At 39.4% G+C, this 19,166-nt stretch carries 15 protein-coding genes and 1 tRNA gene; 5 read left to right on the top strand and 11 right to left on the bottom strand.

Features of this window, described 5'->3' with window-relative positions; all coding sequences use genetic code 11:
- Positions 1 to 3: 3 nt before the first annotated feature.
- From rimP to BKK54_RS12115, 3 genes are all read right to left on the bottom strand, one after another.
- Positions 4 to 459: a ribosome maturation factor RimP gene (rimP, locus tag BKK54_RS00790; protein ID WP_077540582.1), complete on the bottom strand. Its 456-nt coding sequence runs from the start codon at positions 457 to 459 to the stop codon at positions 4 to 6.
- A 181-nt stretch (positions 460 to 640) separates the two neighbouring features.
- Positions 641 to 717: transfer RNA gene (locus BKK54_RS00785), tRNA-Met, on the bottom strand.
- A gap of 97 nt (positions 718 to 814) precedes the next feature.
- Positions 815 to 949 (bottom strand): hypothetical protein, encoded by a 135-nt coding sequence (locus tag BKK54_RS12115; protein ID WP_279626074.1) that lies wholly within the window; start codon positions 947 to 949, stop codon positions 815 to 817.
- 196 nt (positions 950 to 1,145) lie between these two features.
- Between BKK54_RS12115 and BKK54_RS00780 the strand changes: the two genes are divergently transcribed.
- Positions 1,146 to 1,706 (top strand): DUF1439 domain-containing protein, encoded by a 561-nt coding sequence (locus tag BKK54_RS00780; RefSeq protein ID WP_077540579.1) that lies wholly within the window; start codon positions 1,146 to 1,148, stop codon positions 1,704 to 1,706.
- A gap of 6 nt (positions 1,707 to 1,712) precedes the next feature.
- On the opposite strand, the gene BKK54_RS00775 is transcribed toward BKK54_RS00780, so the two are convergent.
- The 6 genes from BKK54_RS00775 to apbC all read right to left on the bottom strand — a co-directional run bounded on the left by BKK54_RS00775 (position 1,713) and on the right by apbC (position 8,034).
- A complete protein-coding gene (locus BKK54_RS00775) occupies positions 1,713 to 2,549 on the bottom strand; it encodes a DUF72 domain-containing protein (protein WP_077540577.1) in 837 nt (278 codons plus the stop codon).
- Positions 2,550 to 2,659: 110 nt separating this feature from the next.
- Positions 2,660 to 4,012, bottom strand: coding sequence for a quorum sensing histidine kinase QseC (gene qseC, locus BKK54_RS00770; protein ID WP_077540575.1), 1,353 nt, complete (start codon positions 4,010 to 4,012; stop codon positions 2,660 to 2,662).
- Positions 4,002 to 4,670, bottom strand: a complete 669-nt coding sequence (locus BKK54_RS00765) for a response regulator (protein WP_077540573.1) — start codon at positions 4,668 to 4,670, stop codon at positions 4,002 to 4,004. The genes qseC and BKK54_RS00765 overlap by 11 nt, the downstream gene beginning before the upstream one ends.
- A 140-nt stretch (positions 4,671 to 4,810) precedes the next feature.
- Entirely contained in the window at positions 4,811 to 5,182 is a 372-nt protein-coding gene (locus tag BKK54_RS00760) for a YgiW/YdeI family stress tolerance OB fold protein (RefSeq protein WP_077540571.1), read from the bottom strand.
- 600 nt (positions 5,183 to 5,782) lie between these two features.
- A complete protein-coding gene (add, locus tag BKK54_RS00755) occupies positions 5,783 to 6,823 on the bottom strand; it encodes an adenosine deaminase (RefSeq protein WP_077540569.1) in 1,041 nt (346 codons plus the stop codon).
- A gap of 98 nt (positions 6,824 to 6,921) precedes the next feature.
- Positions 6,922 to 8,034, bottom strand: a complete 1,113-nt coding sequence (gene apbC, locus BKK54_RS00750) for an iron-sulfur cluster carrier protein ApbC (protein WP_077540566.1) — start codon at positions 8,032 to 8,034, stop codon at positions 6,922 to 6,924.
- 153 nt (positions 8,035 to 8,187) lie between these two features.
- Here apbC and metG point away from each other — a divergent pair, with 153 nt between their 5' ends.
- Positions 8,188 to 10,236 carry a methionine--tRNA ligase gene (gene metG, locus BKK54_RS00745; RefSeq protein WP_077540564.1) on the top strand — a complete coding sequence of 683 codons (2,049 nt, stop codon included), beginning with the start codon at positions 8,188 to 8,190 and terminating at the stop codon, positions 10,234 to 10,236.
- A gap of 112 nt (positions 10,237 to 10,348) precedes the next feature.
- A complete protein-coding gene (gene tehB, locus BKK54_RS00740) occupies positions 10,349 to 11,209 on the top strand; it encodes an SAM-dependent methyltransferase TehB (RefSeq protein WP_077540562.1) in 861 nt (286 codons plus the stop codon).
- Positions 11,210 to 11,280: 71 nt separating this feature from the next.
- On the opposite strand, the gene dapD is transcribed toward tehB, so the two are convergent.
- Positions 11,281 to 12,108 (bottom strand): 2,3,4,5-tetrahydropyridine-2,6-dicarboxylate N-succinyltransferase, encoded by an 828-nt coding sequence (dapD, locus tag BKK54_RS00735; RefSeq protein WP_077540560.1) that lies wholly within the window; start codon positions 12,106 to 12,108, stop codon positions 11,281 to 11,283.
- Positions 12,109 to 12,476: 368 nt separating this feature from the next.
- Here dapD and purR point away from each other — a divergent pair, with 368 nt between their 5' ends.
- Both purR and ppc read left to right on the top strand, forming a co-directional pair.
- A complete protein-coding gene (purR, locus tag BKK54_RS00730; protein WP_077540558.1) occupies positions 12,477 to 13,493 on the top strand; it encodes an HTH-type transcriptional repressor PurR in 1,017 nt (338 codons plus the stop codon).
- A 170-nt stretch (positions 13,494 to 13,663) separates the two neighbouring features.
- Positions 13,664 to 16,303: a phosphoenolpyruvate carboxylase gene (gene ppc / locus BKK54_RS00725; RefSeq protein ID WP_077540556.1), complete on the top strand. Its 2,640-nt coding sequence runs from the start codon at positions 13,664 to 13,666 to the stop codon at positions 16,301 to 16,303.
- Positions 16,304 to 16,537: 234 nt separating this feature from the next.
- On the opposite strand, the gene topA is transcribed toward ppc, so the two are convergent.
- Positions 16,538 to 19,144, bottom strand: coding sequence for a type I DNA topoisomerase (gene topA, locus BKK54_RS00720; RefSeq protein WP_077540554.1), 2,607 nt, complete (start codon positions 19,142 to 19,144; stop codon positions 16,538 to 16,540).
- Positions 19,145 to 19,166: the final 22 nt, after the last annotated feature.

The raw sequence follows: 19,166 nt of genomic DNA, 5'->3' as shown, positions 1-19,166 counted from the left end.
TTTTTAGAATTTTGAAACAACATTCGCTTTTTGAATGTTACCAAATACAAAAACCTGCTCTTGACCATCAACAGTCAATATCAACATATCATTTTCAATTCGTTCCAATTTACCTTGCCATTTTCGGCGATCCATCACAGGAATACGCAAGTGGATTGCAATATCTTGACTGATATAGCGTTCATATTGTTCCAAAGTAAACAAGGGACGATCTAAGCCGGGTGAAGACACCTCAAGATTGTATTTATCTGTGATTGGATCTTCGACATCCAAAATTGCACTAACTTGACGACTGACATCTGCGCAATCATCAACGGTTACGCCCCCTTCTTTATCAATAAATAAACGTACCGTCATAAAACGACCGGCACGCTGACATTCAATTCCCCAAAGCTCACAGCCGAGGTCTTCGACTGCCCCTTCAAGCATCTCTTTTAAATTTTGTTCTAATGTAGCCATTTCTACTCCTATTTACAGGTGAGATAATTCACCGTCACTGTGGTATGTGTGAACGAGGCACACTACATCATTAAATTTTAGGCGTAAAAAAAGGGTTAGGTTCATTGAACCTAAGCCCAGTTTTTAAATTTCTCGTACAAAAAAACCCCAAATTTGGGGTTCTTTTTACTGAACTTGTTATTGGTTGCGGGGGCCGGATTTGAACCGACGGCCTTCGGGTTATGAGCCCGACGAGCTACCAAGCTGCTCCACCCCGCGTCCGAAAGATGTGGCGTATTATAGTGAGCTATCTTGAAAGATCAAGCATTTTCTTACAAATCTTCAAAAATCCTAAAATATTAACCGCACTTTAATATTAAAAACCAAACCCTGTACCAAGTCCGATCCCCATTTCAACACCGTTACCACCGCCACCGACACCAATGCCTCCTCCAACAGAGCAAGCAATAACAAAGATAGAAAATATTAAAACTAAGAAAATTCTTTTCATTATTTTTCCTTTAATATAACAGTTCAAACAAACGGTAAATTCCAACAAGATTTTTTATATTTGCATAAAATTCGGCATTTATGCCGGAATTCATCCTAACCTCACGCCAAGTGATTTATTCTATGGTATAGTGCCACGATGTAAAGACCTCAAGTTTTACACTTTTGTTCAAATCCTTTCAATTTACAGGTGTTTTATGAAAAATCTTACCACTTGTTTAACGTTATTATTGGGACTTTCCATTTTATCAACTACACAGGCTTCTCCTTTTAAAATTAGCGAAGATCAAGTTAATCAATATCTTGCTGAAAAAAGTTCAATCGCGGATAAATTCAGTTTTCCAGGATTATTTTCACTTGATTATCAGTTAAAAGATCTCACAACTAAAATCGGACGAGACATCGAAAAACGTGTTGAAATAAACGGCACAGCCGAAGGATTATTCAAACTGGGAAATAAACAATTTCCGGCTAAATTAAATCTGACATTTGATACGATACCCTACTATGAACCGGAAAAAGGCGCAGTTTATCTACGAAATTTACGAATCCTACGTTGGTCTGGTGAACCTAATGAATATATGGAACAATTACAAATCGCTATGCCATTTTTAAGTGAAAGTATTTCCGCATTACTTTCTTCCATCCCAATTTATACCCTTGATGAAACTAATATTCGGGATGTTTTAATCAAAAAATTTGCCAAGGGAATTAAAATTGAGCCGGGTGTTTTGGAACTTGAGACCAATATCCTATAAAACTTTTCAAAACAAATCCCATTGTTGATGAGGAATCTCATCAACTTGGGTTTTCATTTCAAAGCCAAAAGGTATCAGTAAATTCTTGAGCATCACAATATTATAAAAAGAATGACTTTGCGTAGTATTTTGGAAATAAATAAACAATTTTTCGAACCGCTCTTTTTGTTGAACAATCAAATTTGCAATTTCGGTAAGTTCATCTTCGGTATAACGATAGTTATGCCGTGCCTGAGCTGAGTTTTCACGCCACCAGTTTGCATTACGACCATGTAGGCGTAAATAACCCGTACTTTGATTGATTTTTAATTGAAAGGTCGGCAATCCGATATTGGGTGGATAATCAACATTTCCCCAAATTAAATGGGGTTGCCGGCAAAATGCCTCAAATACCGCCTCACAATGCCAACTAGGATGACGGAATTCAACTGCCATTGGATAATCCATAAACCATTGGGTCAATTCCGCTAAATAACGGCGATTTGGGGTGTTTCTCTCAAAACGATGAGGAAATTGTAAAAATAAAGTGCCAAGTGCTTGTTGTTGAATCAGCGGTTGTAAAGCGTTTAGAAATAGTTTGGCATTTTCCCCTGTTGCCGTACGATTGTGGCTAAAATCTTGATGCAATTTAATTGAAAATTTCAATTTACCATCAGATTTTTCCAGCATGCCTTTCAGTGCTTTTTCCCCGATTGGGGCGTGAAAACTACTATTAATTTCTACGGTGTCATAATGGCGGCAATAGTGAGTTAAAAAATCCTCTTTTGCCGTGCCTAAAGGATAAACCGTGCCGAGGAGATCGCTATCAGCGTAACCGCCTGTACCAATGTAAATATGAGACATTTAATATCCTAGATAAGAACTTAGGCACTTATTGTAAGAGAGAAGATGAAATTTTAAAACGGTTAAAGATAGATGAACAGTTGCCCTATACCAACTACCTCAAATATTTACTAGAATTCAATGATCACCCTAAAACCACTGATTTTTCCAAAATCTATCACATTTTCTAACCGCACTTTGTAGTGATGAAGTTCTGCAATACGAAATACAATGGATAAACCTAAACCGCTTCCTTTTTCATTTTGCCCTGCCGGACGATAAAAACGTTGCCCTAACCGGGCTAAATCGTTTTCATTCACTCCACCGCCATTATCCTCCACAATAATTTTGTCTTTAGATAAAATGATTTTCACCAAAGCCCCTGATTTTGCATACTTAACGGCATTATCAATAAGATTTCTCAACATCAGCGAAGCCAAAATAGGTTGTCCGTTCTTTTCGAAAGGAATGGAATTTTCCTCAAAAGATAACTCAATATGTCGTTTTTGTGCATTAATATAAAGTTCACTAATTAATGAAGGAATGATTTCTTGCCATTTAATAGGGTGTAATTCATCAAGCTCTTTCAAATTATCCAAACGGGATAAGGTCAAAAGTTGCTCAATTAACTGACTCGCACGATCAATCCCCGCTGTTAAATGACTTAATGCTTGATCCCGAATGGTTTTGTCATCACCGGCAAGCTGGGCTACTTCGGTTTGAATACGTAATGCAGCTAATGGGCTACGTAATTCATGGGCTGCATCGGAAGTAAAGCGACGCTCTCTTTTTAACGTCACTGAAGTGCGGTCAAAAAATTGATTTAAATTTTTCACCAACGGCAAAATCTCTGTCGGGACATTTGAGGTCTCAAGAAGTGACACATCACCCGGTTTTCTTCGTAATAGTTCACGGCTTAATTGGCTAATCGGTTTTAATGCTTGATGAATTAAATAGAAAACCACCGTCAATAAAATAGGTAAACTCCCAAACCAAATAGCGGTTTGCCCAAACACCATTTTATTCACTAATTCTTCACGATATTCTATTTCTTGTCCGACTGCAATTCGCAACTCCCCTTGTGCAACTGGTAACCAATAAATACGCCATTTATCATCATCGTTTTCAATATAGGCGGAAGTAAATCCCTCCTTATTGCTAAAGATAAAATTATCTCCGTTATCACCATCACTTAATAGCCGCTCCCCTGTTTTGGAAAATATCGCAAAAGCAAGGGCATCGTCATCGTATTTCCGTTTTAACGGTTTAAATCCACCACGATTAAAGTTTGTATGATCAAGCAAAATATTTTGTAAATCGGAAGTAGCGAGACGTTCTGCAAATAAAATTTGCTGCGCATCAAAAACATCATAAGCTTCCTTTTTAGCCATAAACCACGCCACGGCTGTTGAAATGAGCCAAACCAACAACGCAGTAAAAAATAATCCGCTCATTAAGCGGAATTTCAAACTTTTATTTGACATCACCTTGTCCTAATGCATAGCCCACTCCGTGAACAGTACGGATAAACTGTTTACCCAATTTTTGGCGTAAATTGTAAATATGAACATCTAATGCTGCGCTACTAATTTCTTCTTCCCACGTTGATAATTTTTCTTCAATCATTGAACGGGAAAGGACACGATCTTTGTTAAACATAAAAAGTTCCAATAACTTATATTCCCGTGTTGTGAGAGAAAGTGGTTCTCCGTTAAACCGAACCGTTCGTTGATGGGGATCGAGTGCCACATTCAAGTGTGTTAGAACAGGCGTGGTATGTCCATAGCTACGGCGAATTAACGCTTGCAAACGTGCAACAACCTCAGCCAATGCAAAAGGTTTACAAAGATAATCATCCGCCCCTTTTTGTAGCCCTTTTATGCGTTCATCTAAGGTATCTCTAGCCGTCAAAATAAGAACAGGAACAGACTGATGATCCCTCCGCCATTGTTGCAGAATATCTAACCCGTCCATCTTGGGTAAAGTAAGATCCAACACGACGGCATCATAAGGAGCAGAATCCAGTGCATTTAAGCCGGTTTTGCCATCCGTGAACCAATCCACAATAAATCCGGATTTTGATAGCCCGATTTGCAACCCATTGCCGATTAACGCATCATCTTCAATTAATAAAATTCGCATAAATTTATTCACAAACTCGTTCACTCGAGTGTTCACCTCTCACGAGGCCGTTGGCAAAGCCAACGTTCAAAAAACATTGTTTTTTGTGACCGCACTTTTAAAACAAAATGGTGAGTAAGATACTCACCATTTTCTCATTATTAATTTGCTTTTTCTACGCTGAACACTTCAACTTCCGCTTTTTCAAAAGCTTCATTATCCAGTTTACCCGTGATACGAATTTTATCTTGTGGGCCAACATTTAAACCGTTCCATACGCGATTTTTAATTTCTACTTTAATACGTGCTGTACCATCAGTGAAAAGATATTCATCATCATCAATCTGTTGGGAAATATTCCCTACTAATGTCACAATACTATTATCTCTTGCAGAAAGCGCTTGTTTCACGCTAATTACCTGTACCGCACCTTGTTGAAATCCGCCTTGTGCAGTGTTGGCATTACCACTGAAACCTGCAAATGCAGTCGAAGTTGCAATGGTTAAAAGAGCTGCTAATGTTAATTTTTTCATAAAGTTTTCCTCTTAGATTATGGTTAAATAACTCATCGTTTAAAACATCTCTGCTTTGTTGAGATATATTAAATAACATAAATCTTAAGAAAAAGTTAAGAAAGGGGGACTTTTTTCAAAAGGCTTTTATACTCATAATTAAACTTTTATGGCTAAGCGACATTTGGTGTCATTAGGCATTCTTAATTTCTTCTAAGTTATCAGAAATGATATCTAACAATGGTTTCCATAATTCAAAAATATAGCTTGCAAGCGCACCACTAGGAATTTTACTTAGAATTTTGGCGTCCCATTTTTCACAATCATCTTCAAGCCATTTCCCGACTAATTTCTTCTATCTCCGCAAGATGTTTAATTTTATCATTTTCATATTGCACCATTAATCATGAGCCAGCTCTTGTTGTACCGAGCAAGAAGTTTGATTTCAGCCTGATGTTCTACACCTGATTGATTAGATAATCCCCTTCAAGTTAGCGATTATTGTAAAATAGTACGAATATCACATTGAATCCCAAGGTCTTTCTTTTTGTCTGTGCTTCTGCTGCCGTAATTCCCCCTGTTTTGGAATAAGATTTGATTGTAAATAGTTTGTTTGAGACATCATCTCCCCACTTCAGAAGAATTTATCCGTTTTTCAATATGGCTTTTCAACTCATATTTTTCTTCATCACTAAGAAAAGCGGCACGGATGGCGTTTTCAAGCAATTGTTTGGCTTCATTTTCATTTAATTGGTATTCTCGTGCCAATAAATTAAATTCTTGCTGAATATTCGTTTGAGAAACGGTCATATTGTCGGTATTTAATGTGGCAATAATTCCTTTCACAAGGAATGCTCTAAGCGGATAATGCTTTAAGTGATCGATAGCTTTGGTTTGTAAATTACTGCAAGGACACATTTCCACAGCAATTTGACGATCGGCTAAAGATTGCATCACTAATTCAGATTCTGCCGCACGAATACCATGTCCGATACGGCTTGCACCAAGATTAATCGCTTGTTGAACATTCTCCGCCCCCGCTGCTTCACCGGCGTGAATGGTAAAAGGTACATCAAGAGATTTCGCAAGCTCGAATTCTTTTGCAAAATTTATGGTAGGATAACCAGATTCAGGGCCGGCTAAATCCACTGCAACCACTCCCGCTTTTCCTGTTGAAAGATATTTTTTTGCCATTCGTAAGGTTTCTAAATTCCCTTCTTGCGAGCCTATACCACGCAGACAGCAGAGAATTAAATTGGCTTTAAATAATCGACTTCCCCTTAATCCTTCTTCTAAACCGGCTAAAGCCGCTTCCACCACCTGTGATTGGGTTAAACCTTTTTGTGTGTGAAGTTGTGGAGCAAAACGAATTTCAACATAAGCTAGCCCTTGTTGATCTAAACGTTTTAATAAATTAGAAACCGCAGAGGTGATCGCCTCCGGACTTTGCAGTAAAGAAACGGGAATCGCAAAACAGTTAAGATATTGATTAAGATCGGTGCAATCTTGGGGTGCGGAAACAAAAGAAAGAAGCTGTTCAACATTTTGGGCGGGTAAAGCGATATTCTGTTTTTCCGCCCATTCAATCATCCATTGTGGGGAAAGTGAGCCATCTAGGTGGAGATGTAAATCAATCAGGCTGTATTTGGCAAAATTTTTCATTGTTCTACTCATTATTTAGAAAAAAATTGCACGGCATTTTAATCTCAAAATGGAAGGAGAACAAGAAAGGGCTGTCAATCCAGCCCTTTCTTTACTTTTTACTTCACTTCTCTAAATAAAATCTCACTTGGAATCACCGAACCTTGCCAATAGAGTTCTGTGGAAATTTTTTCTGCTAGTTGTAGAAAGGCTTGAGTGATTTCACTTTCCGGTGCAGAAACAACGGTTGGATTACCGGCATCTAAATCTTCACGAATCCGAATATGTAATGGTAACTGTGCCAACACTTTCACCTCGTATTTTTCAGCCATTTTTTCCGCACCGCCCGTGCCAAAAATGGCTTCGAGATGACCGCACTTACTGCAAATATGCATTGACATATTTTCCACAATACCTAGTACCGGCACAGAGACCCGTTCAAACATAGAGACCCCTTTTACGGCATCAAGTAATGCGATATCTTGAGGCGTTGTGACCACTACAGCGCCGGTTACCGGAATTTGTTGTGACAGGGTAAGTTGAATATCGCCGGTACCTGGTGGCATATCTATCACCAAATAATCTAAGCTATCCCATAAGGTTTCGTTCAATAATTGGCTCAATGCGCTACTTGCCATCGGGCCTCGCCAAATAGTTGCACTATTTTCATCCATTAAAAAACCGATGGAGTTCGCTGATAAACCATGGGCTTTAATCGGTGTAATATGTTGATTGTCCGGCGATGTTGGGCGTTGATGTGGTGCGCCGAGCATATGAGGCACAGAAGGTCCATAAATATCCGCATCTAAAATCCCTACTCGTGCTCCTTGAGCTTGCAGTGCGAGAGCAAGATTAACAGAAACACTGGATTTTCCTACTCCCCCCTTGCCTGATGTCACCGCAATGATGTTTTTCACGCCCTTAACAGCAGGTTGATTATTCGCACGTTTTAAGGTAGCAATTTGATAATTCACGTCCCATTTGATTGCTTTGCAATCTGCTACTTCTAACAGTTCATCAGAGATTGCTTGCTTAAGTTGCGCCACACCGCTATTCCAAGCAAAAGGGAATTGTAATGCAATACGTAATGTGTCTCCCCCTTTTTCTACTTTTTTTAGGGTATTCAGTGCGATAAGATCTTTTTGTAAGCTAGGATGTTGAAATTGTTGGAAAATTTGTTGAATTTGAATTTTCTGTTCAGCAGTTAGATTGTCGGAAAAATAGGCTGTCATAATATATCCTGTTAAAAATACTAAGGTGAGTAAATTAGTCGGGATATTTAATCACGGAAAGTGCGGTCTGTTAAGCTAAAGTTTTTCAAGCTAGAAAAAATACCCTTTCTCAGGTAAGATAGCGACAATTTTGTGTAATAAAAGAGAATAAAAATGACATCTCCATCCCGTAAAATTTTAGTCACCTGCGCTCTGCCTTATGCCAATGGTGCAATCCATTTAGGCCACATGTTAGAACATATTCAAGCGGATATTTGGGTGCGTTTTCAACGTATGCGTGGTAACAAAATTTATTTTGTGTGTGCCGATGATGCCCATGGTACACCAATCATGTTAAATGCTGATAAATTAGGTATCACACCGGAAGAATTAATCGAGAAGGCGAAAGCGGATCATATTCGTGATTTTGCCAGTTTTAATATTAGTTTCGATAATTACCACTCCACACACAGCGAAGAAAATAAACAAATCACGGCTGAAATTTATAACAAGTTAAAATCAAAGGGTTTCATCAAAAGCAAAGTGATTGCGCAACTTTATGATCCTGAGAAAAATATGTTTTTGCCGGATCGCTTTGTCAAAGGCACTTGCCCTAAATGTAAAGCGGAAGATCAATATGGCGATAACTGTGAAGTCTGTGCTTCCACTTATAGCCCGATGGATTTAATTAATCCACGTTCTGCCGTATCCGGTGCGACACCTGTTATCAAAGAGTCCGAACACTTTTTCTTTGATTTGCCGGCATTTGAAAATATGTTGCAAGACTGGACACGTTCCGGTTCACTTCAACCTGAAATCGCCAACAAAATGCAAGAATGGTTTGAAAGCGGTTTGCAACAATGGGATATTTCCCGTGATGCACCTTACTTTGGTTTTGAAATTCCAGGGGAAAAAGGCAAATTTTTCTATGTCTGGTTAGATGCGCCGATTGGTTATATGGCATCATTCAAAAATCTTTGTGATCGTGAAAGCATTGATTTCAATGCGTTTTGGGCAGAAAACAGCGAGACGGAACTTTATCATTTTATTGGGAAAGATATCGTCTATTTCCATAGTCTATTTTGGCCCGCTATGTTAGAAGGCAGTGGCTACCGTAAACCGACTAATGTTTTTGCTCACGGCTATGTAACGGTGGACGGAGCGAAAATGTCAAAATCCCGTGGCACATTTATTCAAGCCAGTACCTATTTAAATCACATTGACCCTGAATGTTTACGTTATTACTATGCGGCGAAACTGAATAACCGCATTGAAGATCTTGATTTCAATCTTGATGATTTTGTGCAACGTGTGAACACGGATATCGTTAATAAACTGGTGAATTTAGCCTCTCGCAATGCAAGCTTTATCACAAAACGCTTTAACGGAAAATTAGCCGATAAATTAGAAGATGAAGCGTTATTTTTAGAATTTATCGCTCAAGCAGAACAAATCGCCAACTATTATGAAACCCGAGAATTTAACAAAGCGATTCGTGAAATTATGACATTGGCAGATAAAGCCAATAAATATATTGACGATAAAGCCCCATGGGTGATCGCAAAAGAGGAAGGTAAAGAAGCTGAACTCCAAGCGGTTTGCTCAATGGGCATTGAATTATTCCGTGTCTTGATGACTTACTTAAAACCGGTATTACCAAAACTGGCTGAACGCTCAGAAGGTTTCTTACAAAGTGAATTGCGTTGGGATAACCTTCACCAACCTTTGCTTGGGCATACCCTTTCACCGTTCAAAGCCCTTTTCTCCCGTTTAGAGAAAAAACAAATTGACGCAGTGGTGGAAGAAACGAAGAAATTGTTTGCGGAATCAAATAAGTCTGCGGAAAAAACTGCAACAAAATCGACCGCACTTTCTAATGTAGAACCCATTGCCGACACCATCAGCATTGATGATTTTGCCAAACTGGATCTGCGTGTGGCGAAAGTATTAAAATGCGAAGCGGTGCCGGAGTCCAACAAACTTTTACGTTTTAAATTAGATCTTGGCGACCATACCCGCCAGGTATTCTCAGGCATTAAAGCCGCGTATAACAAACCGGAAGAATTAGAAGGTCGGTTCGTGATTATGGTGGCAAATCTTGCGCCACGCAAAATGAAATTCGGCGTATCGGAAGGAATGATTCTTTCCGCTGGCAGTGGTGGCAGTGATTTATTCTTGCTTTCTGCAGATAGTGGTGTCACAGCCGGTATGCAGGTGAAATAATCAATTGAGTATTTATTCAGGCGGCTTCGGTCGCCTTTTTTATTTTTCCATTGAAAATTTAAAACATATAACCTACTATCAAGCTCAACTATTTAACCTATTGGAGATCACAATGAAAAATGAATTAATCTGCTATAAACAAATGCCTATTTGGACAAAGGATAAACTTCCCCAAATGTTTCAAGAAAAACACAATACCAAAGTCGGCACTTGGGGAAAAATCAGCGTGTTAAAAGGTCAGCTCAAATTTTATGAATTAACAAAAGAAAACAATATTATTGCCGAACATATCTTTACACCTGAAACAGATACACCATTCGTTGAACCTCAAGCTTGGCATCGAGTAGAAGCCTTAACCGACGATTTGGAATGTACCCTTGGGTTTTATTGTAAAAAAGAAGATTATTTCAGCAAAAAATACAATATGACGGCAACCCATTCCGAAGTGAAAAGTGCGATCAATATCATCAAACCTTGTAAAACTTTAGATCTTGGCTGTGGTCAAGGGCGAAATTCTCTTTTCTTGAGTTTGCTTGGTTTTGATGTCACGTCTTGGGATCATAATGAAAACAGTTTGGCATTTTTAAATGAAGTGAAAGAAAAAGAAAATCTGACAATTTCCACCGCTCTTTACGATATCAATACCGCCAATATTCAGGAAAACTATGATTTCATTCTTTCTACTGTCGTATTTATGTTTTTAAACCAAGAACGCATACCCGCAATTATCAAAAATATGCAGGAACATACCAATACAGGCGGATACAATTTAATTGTTGCAGCTATGTCCACAGATGACGTGCCTTGTCCTATGCCTTTCTCTTTTACCTTCAAAGAAAATGAATTGAAAAATTATTACCAAGGCTGGGAGTTGATTAAATACAATGAAGAAATGGGTGAATTGCACAAAACCGATGAAAATGGCAATCGCATTAAAATGAAATTTGTGACAATGTTAGCTAGAAAGCAATAATCATCTGATTATAAAAGAAAAAACCGCATTTTGTGATAACAAAGTGCGGTTTTTTTTGCGAGAATTTTTAATTATTCTTCAATAGAACGTAATAATTCGTTAATACCAACTTTACCTAAGGTTTTTGCATCCACTTTTTTCACGATCACAGCACAGTAAAGGTTGTATTTACCACATTTTGATGGAAGGCTACCTGACACCACCACCGAGCCTGCCGGTACACGACCGTAATGAATTTCACCGGTTTCACGATCATAAATTTTGGTAGATTGACCAATGAATACGCCCATTGAAATCACACAGCCATCTTCAACAATCACCCCTTCAACCACTTCGGAGCGTGCACCGATAAAACAGTTATCACCAATAATGGTCGGATTAGCTTGCAATGGCTCTAATACGCCACCGATGCCCACGCCGCCGGATAAGTGAACATTTTTACCGATTTGCGCACAAGACCCCACCGTTGCCCAAGTATCTACCATTGTACCTTCGCCCACATAAGCACCGATATTGACATAAGATGGCATTAAAACACAGTTTTTAGAAATATATGCCCCTTTGCGTACAGTGGCAGACGGTACCACACGGAATCCTTCTTGTTGGAAACGTGCTTCCGTATAGTCAGCGAATTTTAATGCGACTTTGTCATAATATTTTGTTTCCGCACCATCAATCATTTCATTATCGTTAATACGGAATGAAAGCAATACCGCTTTTTTTAACCATTGGTGAGTAACCCACTCACCATCAATTTTTTCTGCCACACGATATTTGCCGCTATCTAACCCTTCGATCACTTCCTCGATCGCTGCACGGGTTTCTGCATCTACGGTTTTTGGCGTGATATCCGCACGTTTTTCAAAGGCAGATTCAATAATTGCTTGTAAATTTGACATTCTACTTCCTATTTAGTTAATGAATAAAACGGCGTTAGTTGTACCATATTTTTAATATTCAAGCAAAAAACACCGAAAAAAATCACCGCACTTTGTCAATCCAAAGTACGGTGATGAGAAAGCTATCCTATTGGCTTAATTAAAAGATAGCCAGTGCTAAGCCAACAAGAAAAGACATACTTAACACTGCTGCAACAACGGCATAACCTAAATCACTCATATTTTCTCCTTAAATTGATGTTAAATCCTCGCCATTCTAACAAGAAAAAGAAAAAAAACGACCTTTTTTTAAAAAATTTTTGTTATCCACTTAACTATTCCTAAACAATCCCTATAATGGGAAAAATTTTTTTAAGGAAAATCAACCTATGGCAACGATTAAAGATGTGGCAAAGATGGCTGGGGTATCCACAACCACGGTTTCCCATGTAATTAATAAAACCCGATTTGTTGCAAAAGAAACGGAAGAAGCCGTTCAGCATGCGATTAAAACCTTAAAATATTCCCCAAGTGCTGTGGCAAGAAGCTTAAAAGTCAACACGACTAAGTCAGTAGGCATGATCGTCACCACCAGTGAAGCGCCTTACTTTGCTGAAATTATCCATGCAGTAGAAGAACATTGCTATCGTCAAGGTTATTCACTTTTTTTGTGTAACACGCAAAATGATCCTGAAAAAATTAAAAATCACTTAGAAATGTTAGCAAAAAAACGGGTGGATGGCTTACTTGTGATGTGTTCCGAATATACTCAAACCTCCCTCAATTTACTTGCTAATTTCTCTACTGTCCCAATGGTTGTTATGGATTGGGGACCAAATGGCGACACCGATATCATTGATGATAACAGCTTCAGCGGTGGTTATTTAGCGACAAAATATTTGATTGATTGTGGTCATAAAAAAATTGGGATTATCGCCGGTGAACTCAGTAAAACTACAGCCAAAACCCGCTATGAAGGTTTTGAAAAAGCCATGAAAGAAGCCGATCTACGGATCAATAAAAACTGGGTCATGGAAGGCTATTTTGAACCTGAAGACGGTTATGAATGCATGAATAAAATCCTCGCTCAAGCAGACTTACCCACCGCCGTGTTCTGCTGTAATGATGTCATGGCATTAGGCGCCATTTCCGCAATTACAGAAAAAGGATTGCATGTCCCCGATGATATTTCAGTGATAGGTTATGACAACATTCATTCATCACGTTTCTATGCGCCGCCATTAACCACTATTCACCAATCTAAATCTCGATTAGGTGCACAAGCCGTGAATTTATTATTTGAACGTATTGCACAAAAAGACAAAGACGATTTATCACACCCCCAAAGCCGAATTGATATTCATCCGGAACTAGTGGTCAGAAAATCCGTTAAAACTATTTCATAAAATTCACTAAAAATGACCGCACTTTAAACATATAGAAAGTGCGGTTCTTTTTTGGAATATTTAATTTTCTTGTTTTTTATCAATCTTTTTTCTTATAGGGTTTGACCGAACACCTATTTTTAGTTATATCTACCGCAGTTTTATTTTTTTACCTTATTTTAGGAGTTTTTATGACACAAGAGTATGCAACTCTACGCAATAACATCAATATGTTAGGGCGTTTTCTCGGAGAAACCATTAACGATGCACAAGGTGCCGATATTCTTGAACTTATCGAAAATATCCGCAAACTATCTCGTGATTCTCGTGCAGGAGATGACAATGCACGCCAAGCACTGCTCGACACGCTCGCGAATATTTCAACGGATAATATCATCCCCGTAGCACGAGCATTCAGCCAATTTTTGAACCTAACCAATATTGCGGAACAATATCAAACTATCTCTCGTGAACATTCACAAAAAGCCCCTTCAGAACGCTCTTTACACGCCCTATTCACGCGTTTAAAGGCGGAAAATGCCTCAAAAGAGGACGTCTATAAAACCATTGAAAAACTATTAATTGAACTCGTCTTAACGGCACACCCGACAGAAACAACACGCCGTTCACTCATCCATAAACATGTTGAAATCAATAAATGCTTAAGCAAATTAGAACACGGTGATCTCACTCCAAAAGAACGAAGCGTGATTGAACGTCTGCTCCTTCGTTTAATCGCCGAAGCTTGGCATACCAATGAAATCCGCACAGTTCGTCCTACCCCGTTTGACGAAGCGAAATGGGGTTTTGCGATGTTAGAAAACAGCCTTTGGCAAGCCGTACCGGAATTTCTACGTCAATTAAATGAAAATGCACGTGAATTCTTAGGTTATGATTTGCCGGTGGGGTTAAAACCCGTTCGCATTTCTTCTTGGATGGGCGGAGACCGTGATGGCAACCCATTTGTTACCGCTAAAATTACTCAAAAAGTGCTGAATTTTGCCCGTTGGAAAGCAGCGGATTTATTCCTTCAAGATATCAGCAAACTTGCCGATGAACTTTCTATGGTGAAATGTACTGATGAATTTCGAGCAAAATATGGCGATCATTTAGAGCCTTATCGTGCCGTGGTAAAAGAATTACGTACAAAACTCACCACGACCCTCGCCTACTTTGATGATCTCCTTGCGGATCGTCTGCCTCGTGTCACAGAAAATGACATTATTTTAGAGGATAACCAACTTTGGGAACCACTTTACGATTGTTATCAATCTCTTATGGCATGCGGTATGCGTATTATTGCAAACGGCTCATTGCTTGATATTTTACATCGTATCCGTTGCTTTGGCGTCACCTTGTCACAAATGGATATTCGTCAAGAAAGTACACGTCATACCAATGCCATTGCGGAAATCACAGGTTATATCGGTTTAGGTGATTATTCCCAATGGACAGAAGAAGACAAACAAGCTTTCCTTATTCGAGAATTAAGTTCACGTCGCCCGTTAATTCCACAAAATTGGACACCATCAGCAGAAACACAAGAGATTCTTGATACCTGTCGAGTAGTTGCCTCACAAAAACAAGGGGTCATTGCCTGTTACGTTATTTCTATGGCTCAAAATGCCTCTGATGTACTCGCTGTTCATTTGTTATTGAAAGAAGCAGGCGTTCCTTATCATATTCCTGTTGTCCCCCTCTTTGAAACGCTAGATGACTTAAATGCAGCCGAAGATGTAATGACTCAGCTTTTCAACATTGGTTGGTATCGAGGCGTAATTAACAACCGCCAAATGGTGATGATAGGCTATTCTGATTCCGCAAAAGATGCCGGTATGATGGCTGCCTCATGGGCACAATATCGTGCACAAGAAGCTCTCGTGAATTTAACTGAAAAACTAGGGATTGAACTCACCTTATTCCACGGACGTGGCGGCACAATCGGTCGAGGTGGCGCGCCGGCTCATGCTGCTCTACTTTCTCAACCACCACGCTCATTGAAAAATGGCTTGCGTGTCACAGAACAAGGTGAAATGATCCGCTTTAAACTCGGTTTACCGGCTGTCGCAGTGGAAACCTTCGACCTTTACGCGAGTGCAATTTTAGAAGCCAACCTTTTACCCCCACCAGAGCCCAAAGCAGAATGGCGTGCCATCATGGATGAACTTTCCACGATTTCTTGTAAAATCTACCGTGACGTGGTGCGTGGTGATAAAGACTTTGTGCCTTACTTCCGCAGTGCGACACCGGAACAAGAACTCTCTAAATTACCCCTAGGTTCACGCCCGGCAAAACGTAATCCAAACGGGGGGGTAGAAAGTCTTCGAGCCATTCCTTGGATTTTCGCTTGGATGCAAAATCGACTCATGTTACCGGCATGGCTAGGCGCCGGTGCAGCAGTACGTCAAGTGATTGAAAGTGGAAAAGGTGATGTGATTGAAGAAATGTGTCAAACATGGCCATTTTTCTCTACCCGAATCGGTATGCTAGAAATGGTATTCAGCAAAGCAGACCTTTGGCTTTCACAACAATATGATCAACGTTTGGTGAAAAAAGAGCTTTGGTATTTAGGCGAAAATCTACGCCAACAATTGAAAGCAGATATTCAAACGGTACTTTCCCTCTCTCACCGTAATGAATTAATGTCTGATTTGCCATGGATTGCCGAGTCTATTGCGCTACGCAATATCTACACAGATCCACTTAATCTTCTCCAAGTGGAGCTACTCCACCGTTTCCGTGAAAATCCGGATCAAGCAAATCCTGATGTAGAACAGGCATTGATGATCACTATTACCGGTATCGCTGCCGGAATGCGTAACACAGGTTAGGTAATAAATAAATGAAATAAAGTGCGGTCAAAGCTGAGATAAATTTCGGTATTATATAGCAAATGCACAAAAGTAGAAATTTCAATGATATATAGTAGAGACACATTGCATGTGTTCATTATAGAATCAAATCATTTCATCGGACACACTCAGTGTGTCCCTACATGTCGTTGAAATTTATAATACCCGCTAAAAACAAAAAGTGCGGTTAAAATTAACCGTACTTTTTATCTTCTATTTTTTTCGTTCAATCCATTTTCCATCAATAAAATCAACAATCCATTTTGTTGCCTTGCCGTCTTTTTCTGAAGTCACATACTGTTTTTTCTCTTTACGGCTAAAACGGATAATGGCTTCATTCCCTTCCGGATCTTTTTGTGGCGCATCAGCAAGATAAGCCAATTTTTCCGGCAGACGATCCCGATATAATGCTAACTCAGCGACTTTTGCCGGGCGTGTTTCTCGGGATTTAGGGAAATTATGGGCTGACATAAAGACCCCACTTGCCCCATCACGTAATACAAAATAAGCATCGGATTTTTCACATTTCAATTCAGGGAAATGTACCGGTTCTTCTTTTGGTGGTGCAACTTCTCCATTTTTTAAAATTTTGCGTGTATTATCACACTTTGTGCAAGCCATATATTTGCCGAAACGACCTAATTTTAGGTGCATATCCGAACCACATTTATCACACTCAACAACAGGCCCATCATAACCTTTAATTTTGAAAGAACCTTCTTCAATCAAATAGCCGTCACAATTTGGATTATTACCACAAATATGGATTTTACGTTCAGTATCAATAACATAGCTATCCATTGCAGTATCACATTTTGGACAACGTTTACGCTCCATCAATGCTTTTGTTTCGGAAGATTCATCTAATACGTTTAATAATTCTGCTTCTGGAATTAAATTAATCGTCGTTTTGCAACGCTCTTTAGGTGGTAAAGCATAGCCTGTACAGCCCAAGAATACCCCAGTGCTTGCCGTACGAATAGCCATATTTCTGCCACAAGTCGGACATTGAATATCCGTTTCAACCAAGCTATTCGGACGCATGCCGCCTTCCAGTTCGTCTAACTCTGCTTTTGATAACTGATTAGAAAAATCTTTAAAAAATTGATTTAATTCCGTTTTCCAATTTACGGAGCCTGAAGCGATTTGGTCAAGCACATTTTCCATATTGGCTGTGAAGTCATAATTCATCAAATCACCAAAAGATTCATTGAGGCGATCCGTGACAATTTCCCCCATTTTCTCGGCATAAAAACGGCGGTTTTCTGTTCTTACATAACCACGTTCTTGAATTGTAGAAATGATCGCCGCATAAGTAGAAGGACGACCGATTCCCCGTTTTTCTAATTCTTTTACTAATGCTGCTTCAGTAAAACGGGCTGGCGGTTTAGTAAAATGTTGGCTTGGTTGCACTTCTTTTAAATTTAATTTTTCGGCAACCGCCACTTCAGGCAACTCTTGATCTTCAGGATTTTTCCCCATTTGCGGTAAGACTTTCGTCCAACCATCAAAACGTAAAATTCTCCCTTTGGCTTTTAACGTATAATCACCCGCAGTAACAGTAAGCGTGCTACTATCATATTGTGCCGGTGGCATTTGACAGGCTAAAAATTGACGCCAAATTAAATCATAAAGACGCACAGCATCTTTATCCATTCCTTCTAAATGTTCCGGTAACGTGTTGACATCTGATGGACGAATAGCTTCATGGGCTTCTTGCGCATTTTCTTTACTGGAATAAAAATTCGGTTTTGTCGGTAAATATTGTGCACCAAAACGATTTTCAATATAACTCCGAGCCATATTGAGCGCATCTTGACTCAAATTAGTCGAGTCCGTACGCATATAAGTGATATAGCCTGCTTCATAAAGACGTTGTGCAAGCATCATGGTTTTTTTCACACCAAAGCTCAAACGGGTACTGGCTGTTTGTTGTAATGTTGATGTGATAAAAGGAGCTCTCGGGCGTGAACTGGTCGGTTTAGTTTCTAAATCTGTGACAACGTAATCAGAAACTTTCAAAAAATCGACCGCACTTTGAGCCTCTCTCTGATTTTTAGGATCAAATGTTTTTCCTTGATAGTCTGTCACATCCAAACGGATATTTTCTTTGCCTAAAGTTTGGGTGAGAACGCCTACTTCCCAATATTCTTCCGGTTGAAATGCCTTAATTTCACGCTCACGTTCCACTAATAATTTGACTGCAACAGATTGTACACGTCCGGCAGATAAACCTCGTGCAACCTTTTTCCAGAGTAGCGGTGATACCATAAAGCCCACCACTCGGTCTAAAAAACGGCGTGTTTGTTGAGCATTCACCCGATCCATATTCAATTGTTCAGGTTTTTCAAAGGCTTGTTTAATCGCATTTTTAGTGATTTCATTAAATACTACACGGCTAAAACGATCATCATCACCGCCAATGACTTCACGTAAATGCCATGCAATGGCTTCCCCTTCTCTATCCAAATCGGTGGCAAGATAAACATGGTCAGCTTTTTTAGCGAGATTTTTTAATTCTGCTACGACTTTTTCTTTCCCCGGCAAAATTTGATAATTGGCTTTCCACTCGTGGTAGGGATCAATCCCCATGCGTTTAACTAAAGCGCTACGTTCTTTTTCTGCTTTTATGTTTGCTTTCTCTTCCGCACTCATCCCTTTTGTGGAAATAGGCTTAGCTTTTTCGCCGCTACTTGTCCCCACTGTGGGTAAATCACGAATATGTCCAACACTAGATTTCACCACATATTGGCTGCCTAAATATTTATTAATGGTCTTCGCTTTTGCCGGTGACTCGACTATCACCAAAGATTTACTCATTTTATTACCCAATTTTTGCTAG

Origin of the sequence: Rodentibacter genomosp. 1 (genome assembly GCF_001999285.1) — a bacterium.
Classification (GTDB): Bacteria; Pseudomonadota; Gammaproteobacteria; order Enterobacterales; family Pasteurellaceae; genus Rodentibacter.
Note: the sequence above shows the minus strand (reverse complement) of the source record. Positions and strands in the feature narration are given on the sequence as shown.

Bases quoted from the DNA above. Each gene is read 5' to 3' on its own strand.
- rimP (WP_077540582.1), bottom strand. From the start codon at position 459: ATGGCTACATTAGAACAAAATTTAAAAGAGATGCTTGAAGGGGCAGTC.
- BKK54_RS12115 (WP_279626074.1), bottom strand. From the start codon at position 949: ATGAAAAGAATTTTCTTAGTTTTAATATTTTCTATCTTTGTTATTGCT.
- BKK54_RS00780 (WP_077540579.1), top strand. From the start codon at position 1,146: ATGAAAAATCTTACCACTTGTTTAACGTTATTATTGGGACTTTCCATT.
- BKK54_RS00775 (WP_077540577.1), bottom strand. From the start codon at position 2,549: ATGTCTCATATTTACATTGGTACAGGCGGTTACGCTGATAGCGATCTC.
- qseC (WP_077540575.1), bottom strand. From the start codon at position 4,012: ATGTCAAATAAAAGTTTGAAATTCCGCTTAATGAGCGGATTATTTTTT.
- BKK54_RS00765 (WP_077540573.1), bottom strand. From the start codon at position 4,670: ATGCGAATTTTATTAATTGAAGATGATGCGTTAATCGGCAATGGGTTG.
- BKK54_RS00760 (WP_077540571.1), bottom strand. From the start codon at position 5,182: ATGAAAAAATTAACATTAGCAGCTCTTTTAACCATTGCAACTTCGACT.
- add (WP_077540569.1), bottom strand. From the start codon at position 6,823: ATGAAAAATTTTGCCAAATACAGCCTGATTGATTTACATCTCCACCTA.
- apbC (WP_077540566.1), bottom strand. From the start codon at position 8,034: ATGACAGCCTATTTTTCCGACAATCTAACTGCTGAACAGAAAATTCAA.
- metG (WP_077540564.1), top strand. From the start codon at position 8,188: ATGACATCTCCATCCCGTAAAATTTTAGTCACCTGCGCTCTGCCTTAT.
- tehB (WP_077540562.1), top strand. From the start codon at position 10,349: ATGAAAAATGAATTAATCTGCTATAAACAAATGCCTATTTGGACAAAG.
- dapD (WP_077540560.1), bottom strand. From the start codon at position 12,108: ATGTCAAATTTACAAGCAATTATTGAATCTGCCTTTGAAAAACGTGCG.
- purR (WP_077540558.1), top strand. From the start codon at position 12,477: ATGGCAACGATTAAAGATGTGGCAAAGATGGCTGGGGTATCCACAACC.
- ppc (WP_077540556.1), top strand. From the start codon at position 13,664: ATGACACAAGAGTATGCAACTCTACGCAATAACATCAATATGTTAGGG.
- topA (WP_077540554.1), bottom strand. From the start codon at position 19,144: ATGAGTAAATCTTTGGTGATAGTCGAGTCACCGGCAAAAGCGAAGACC.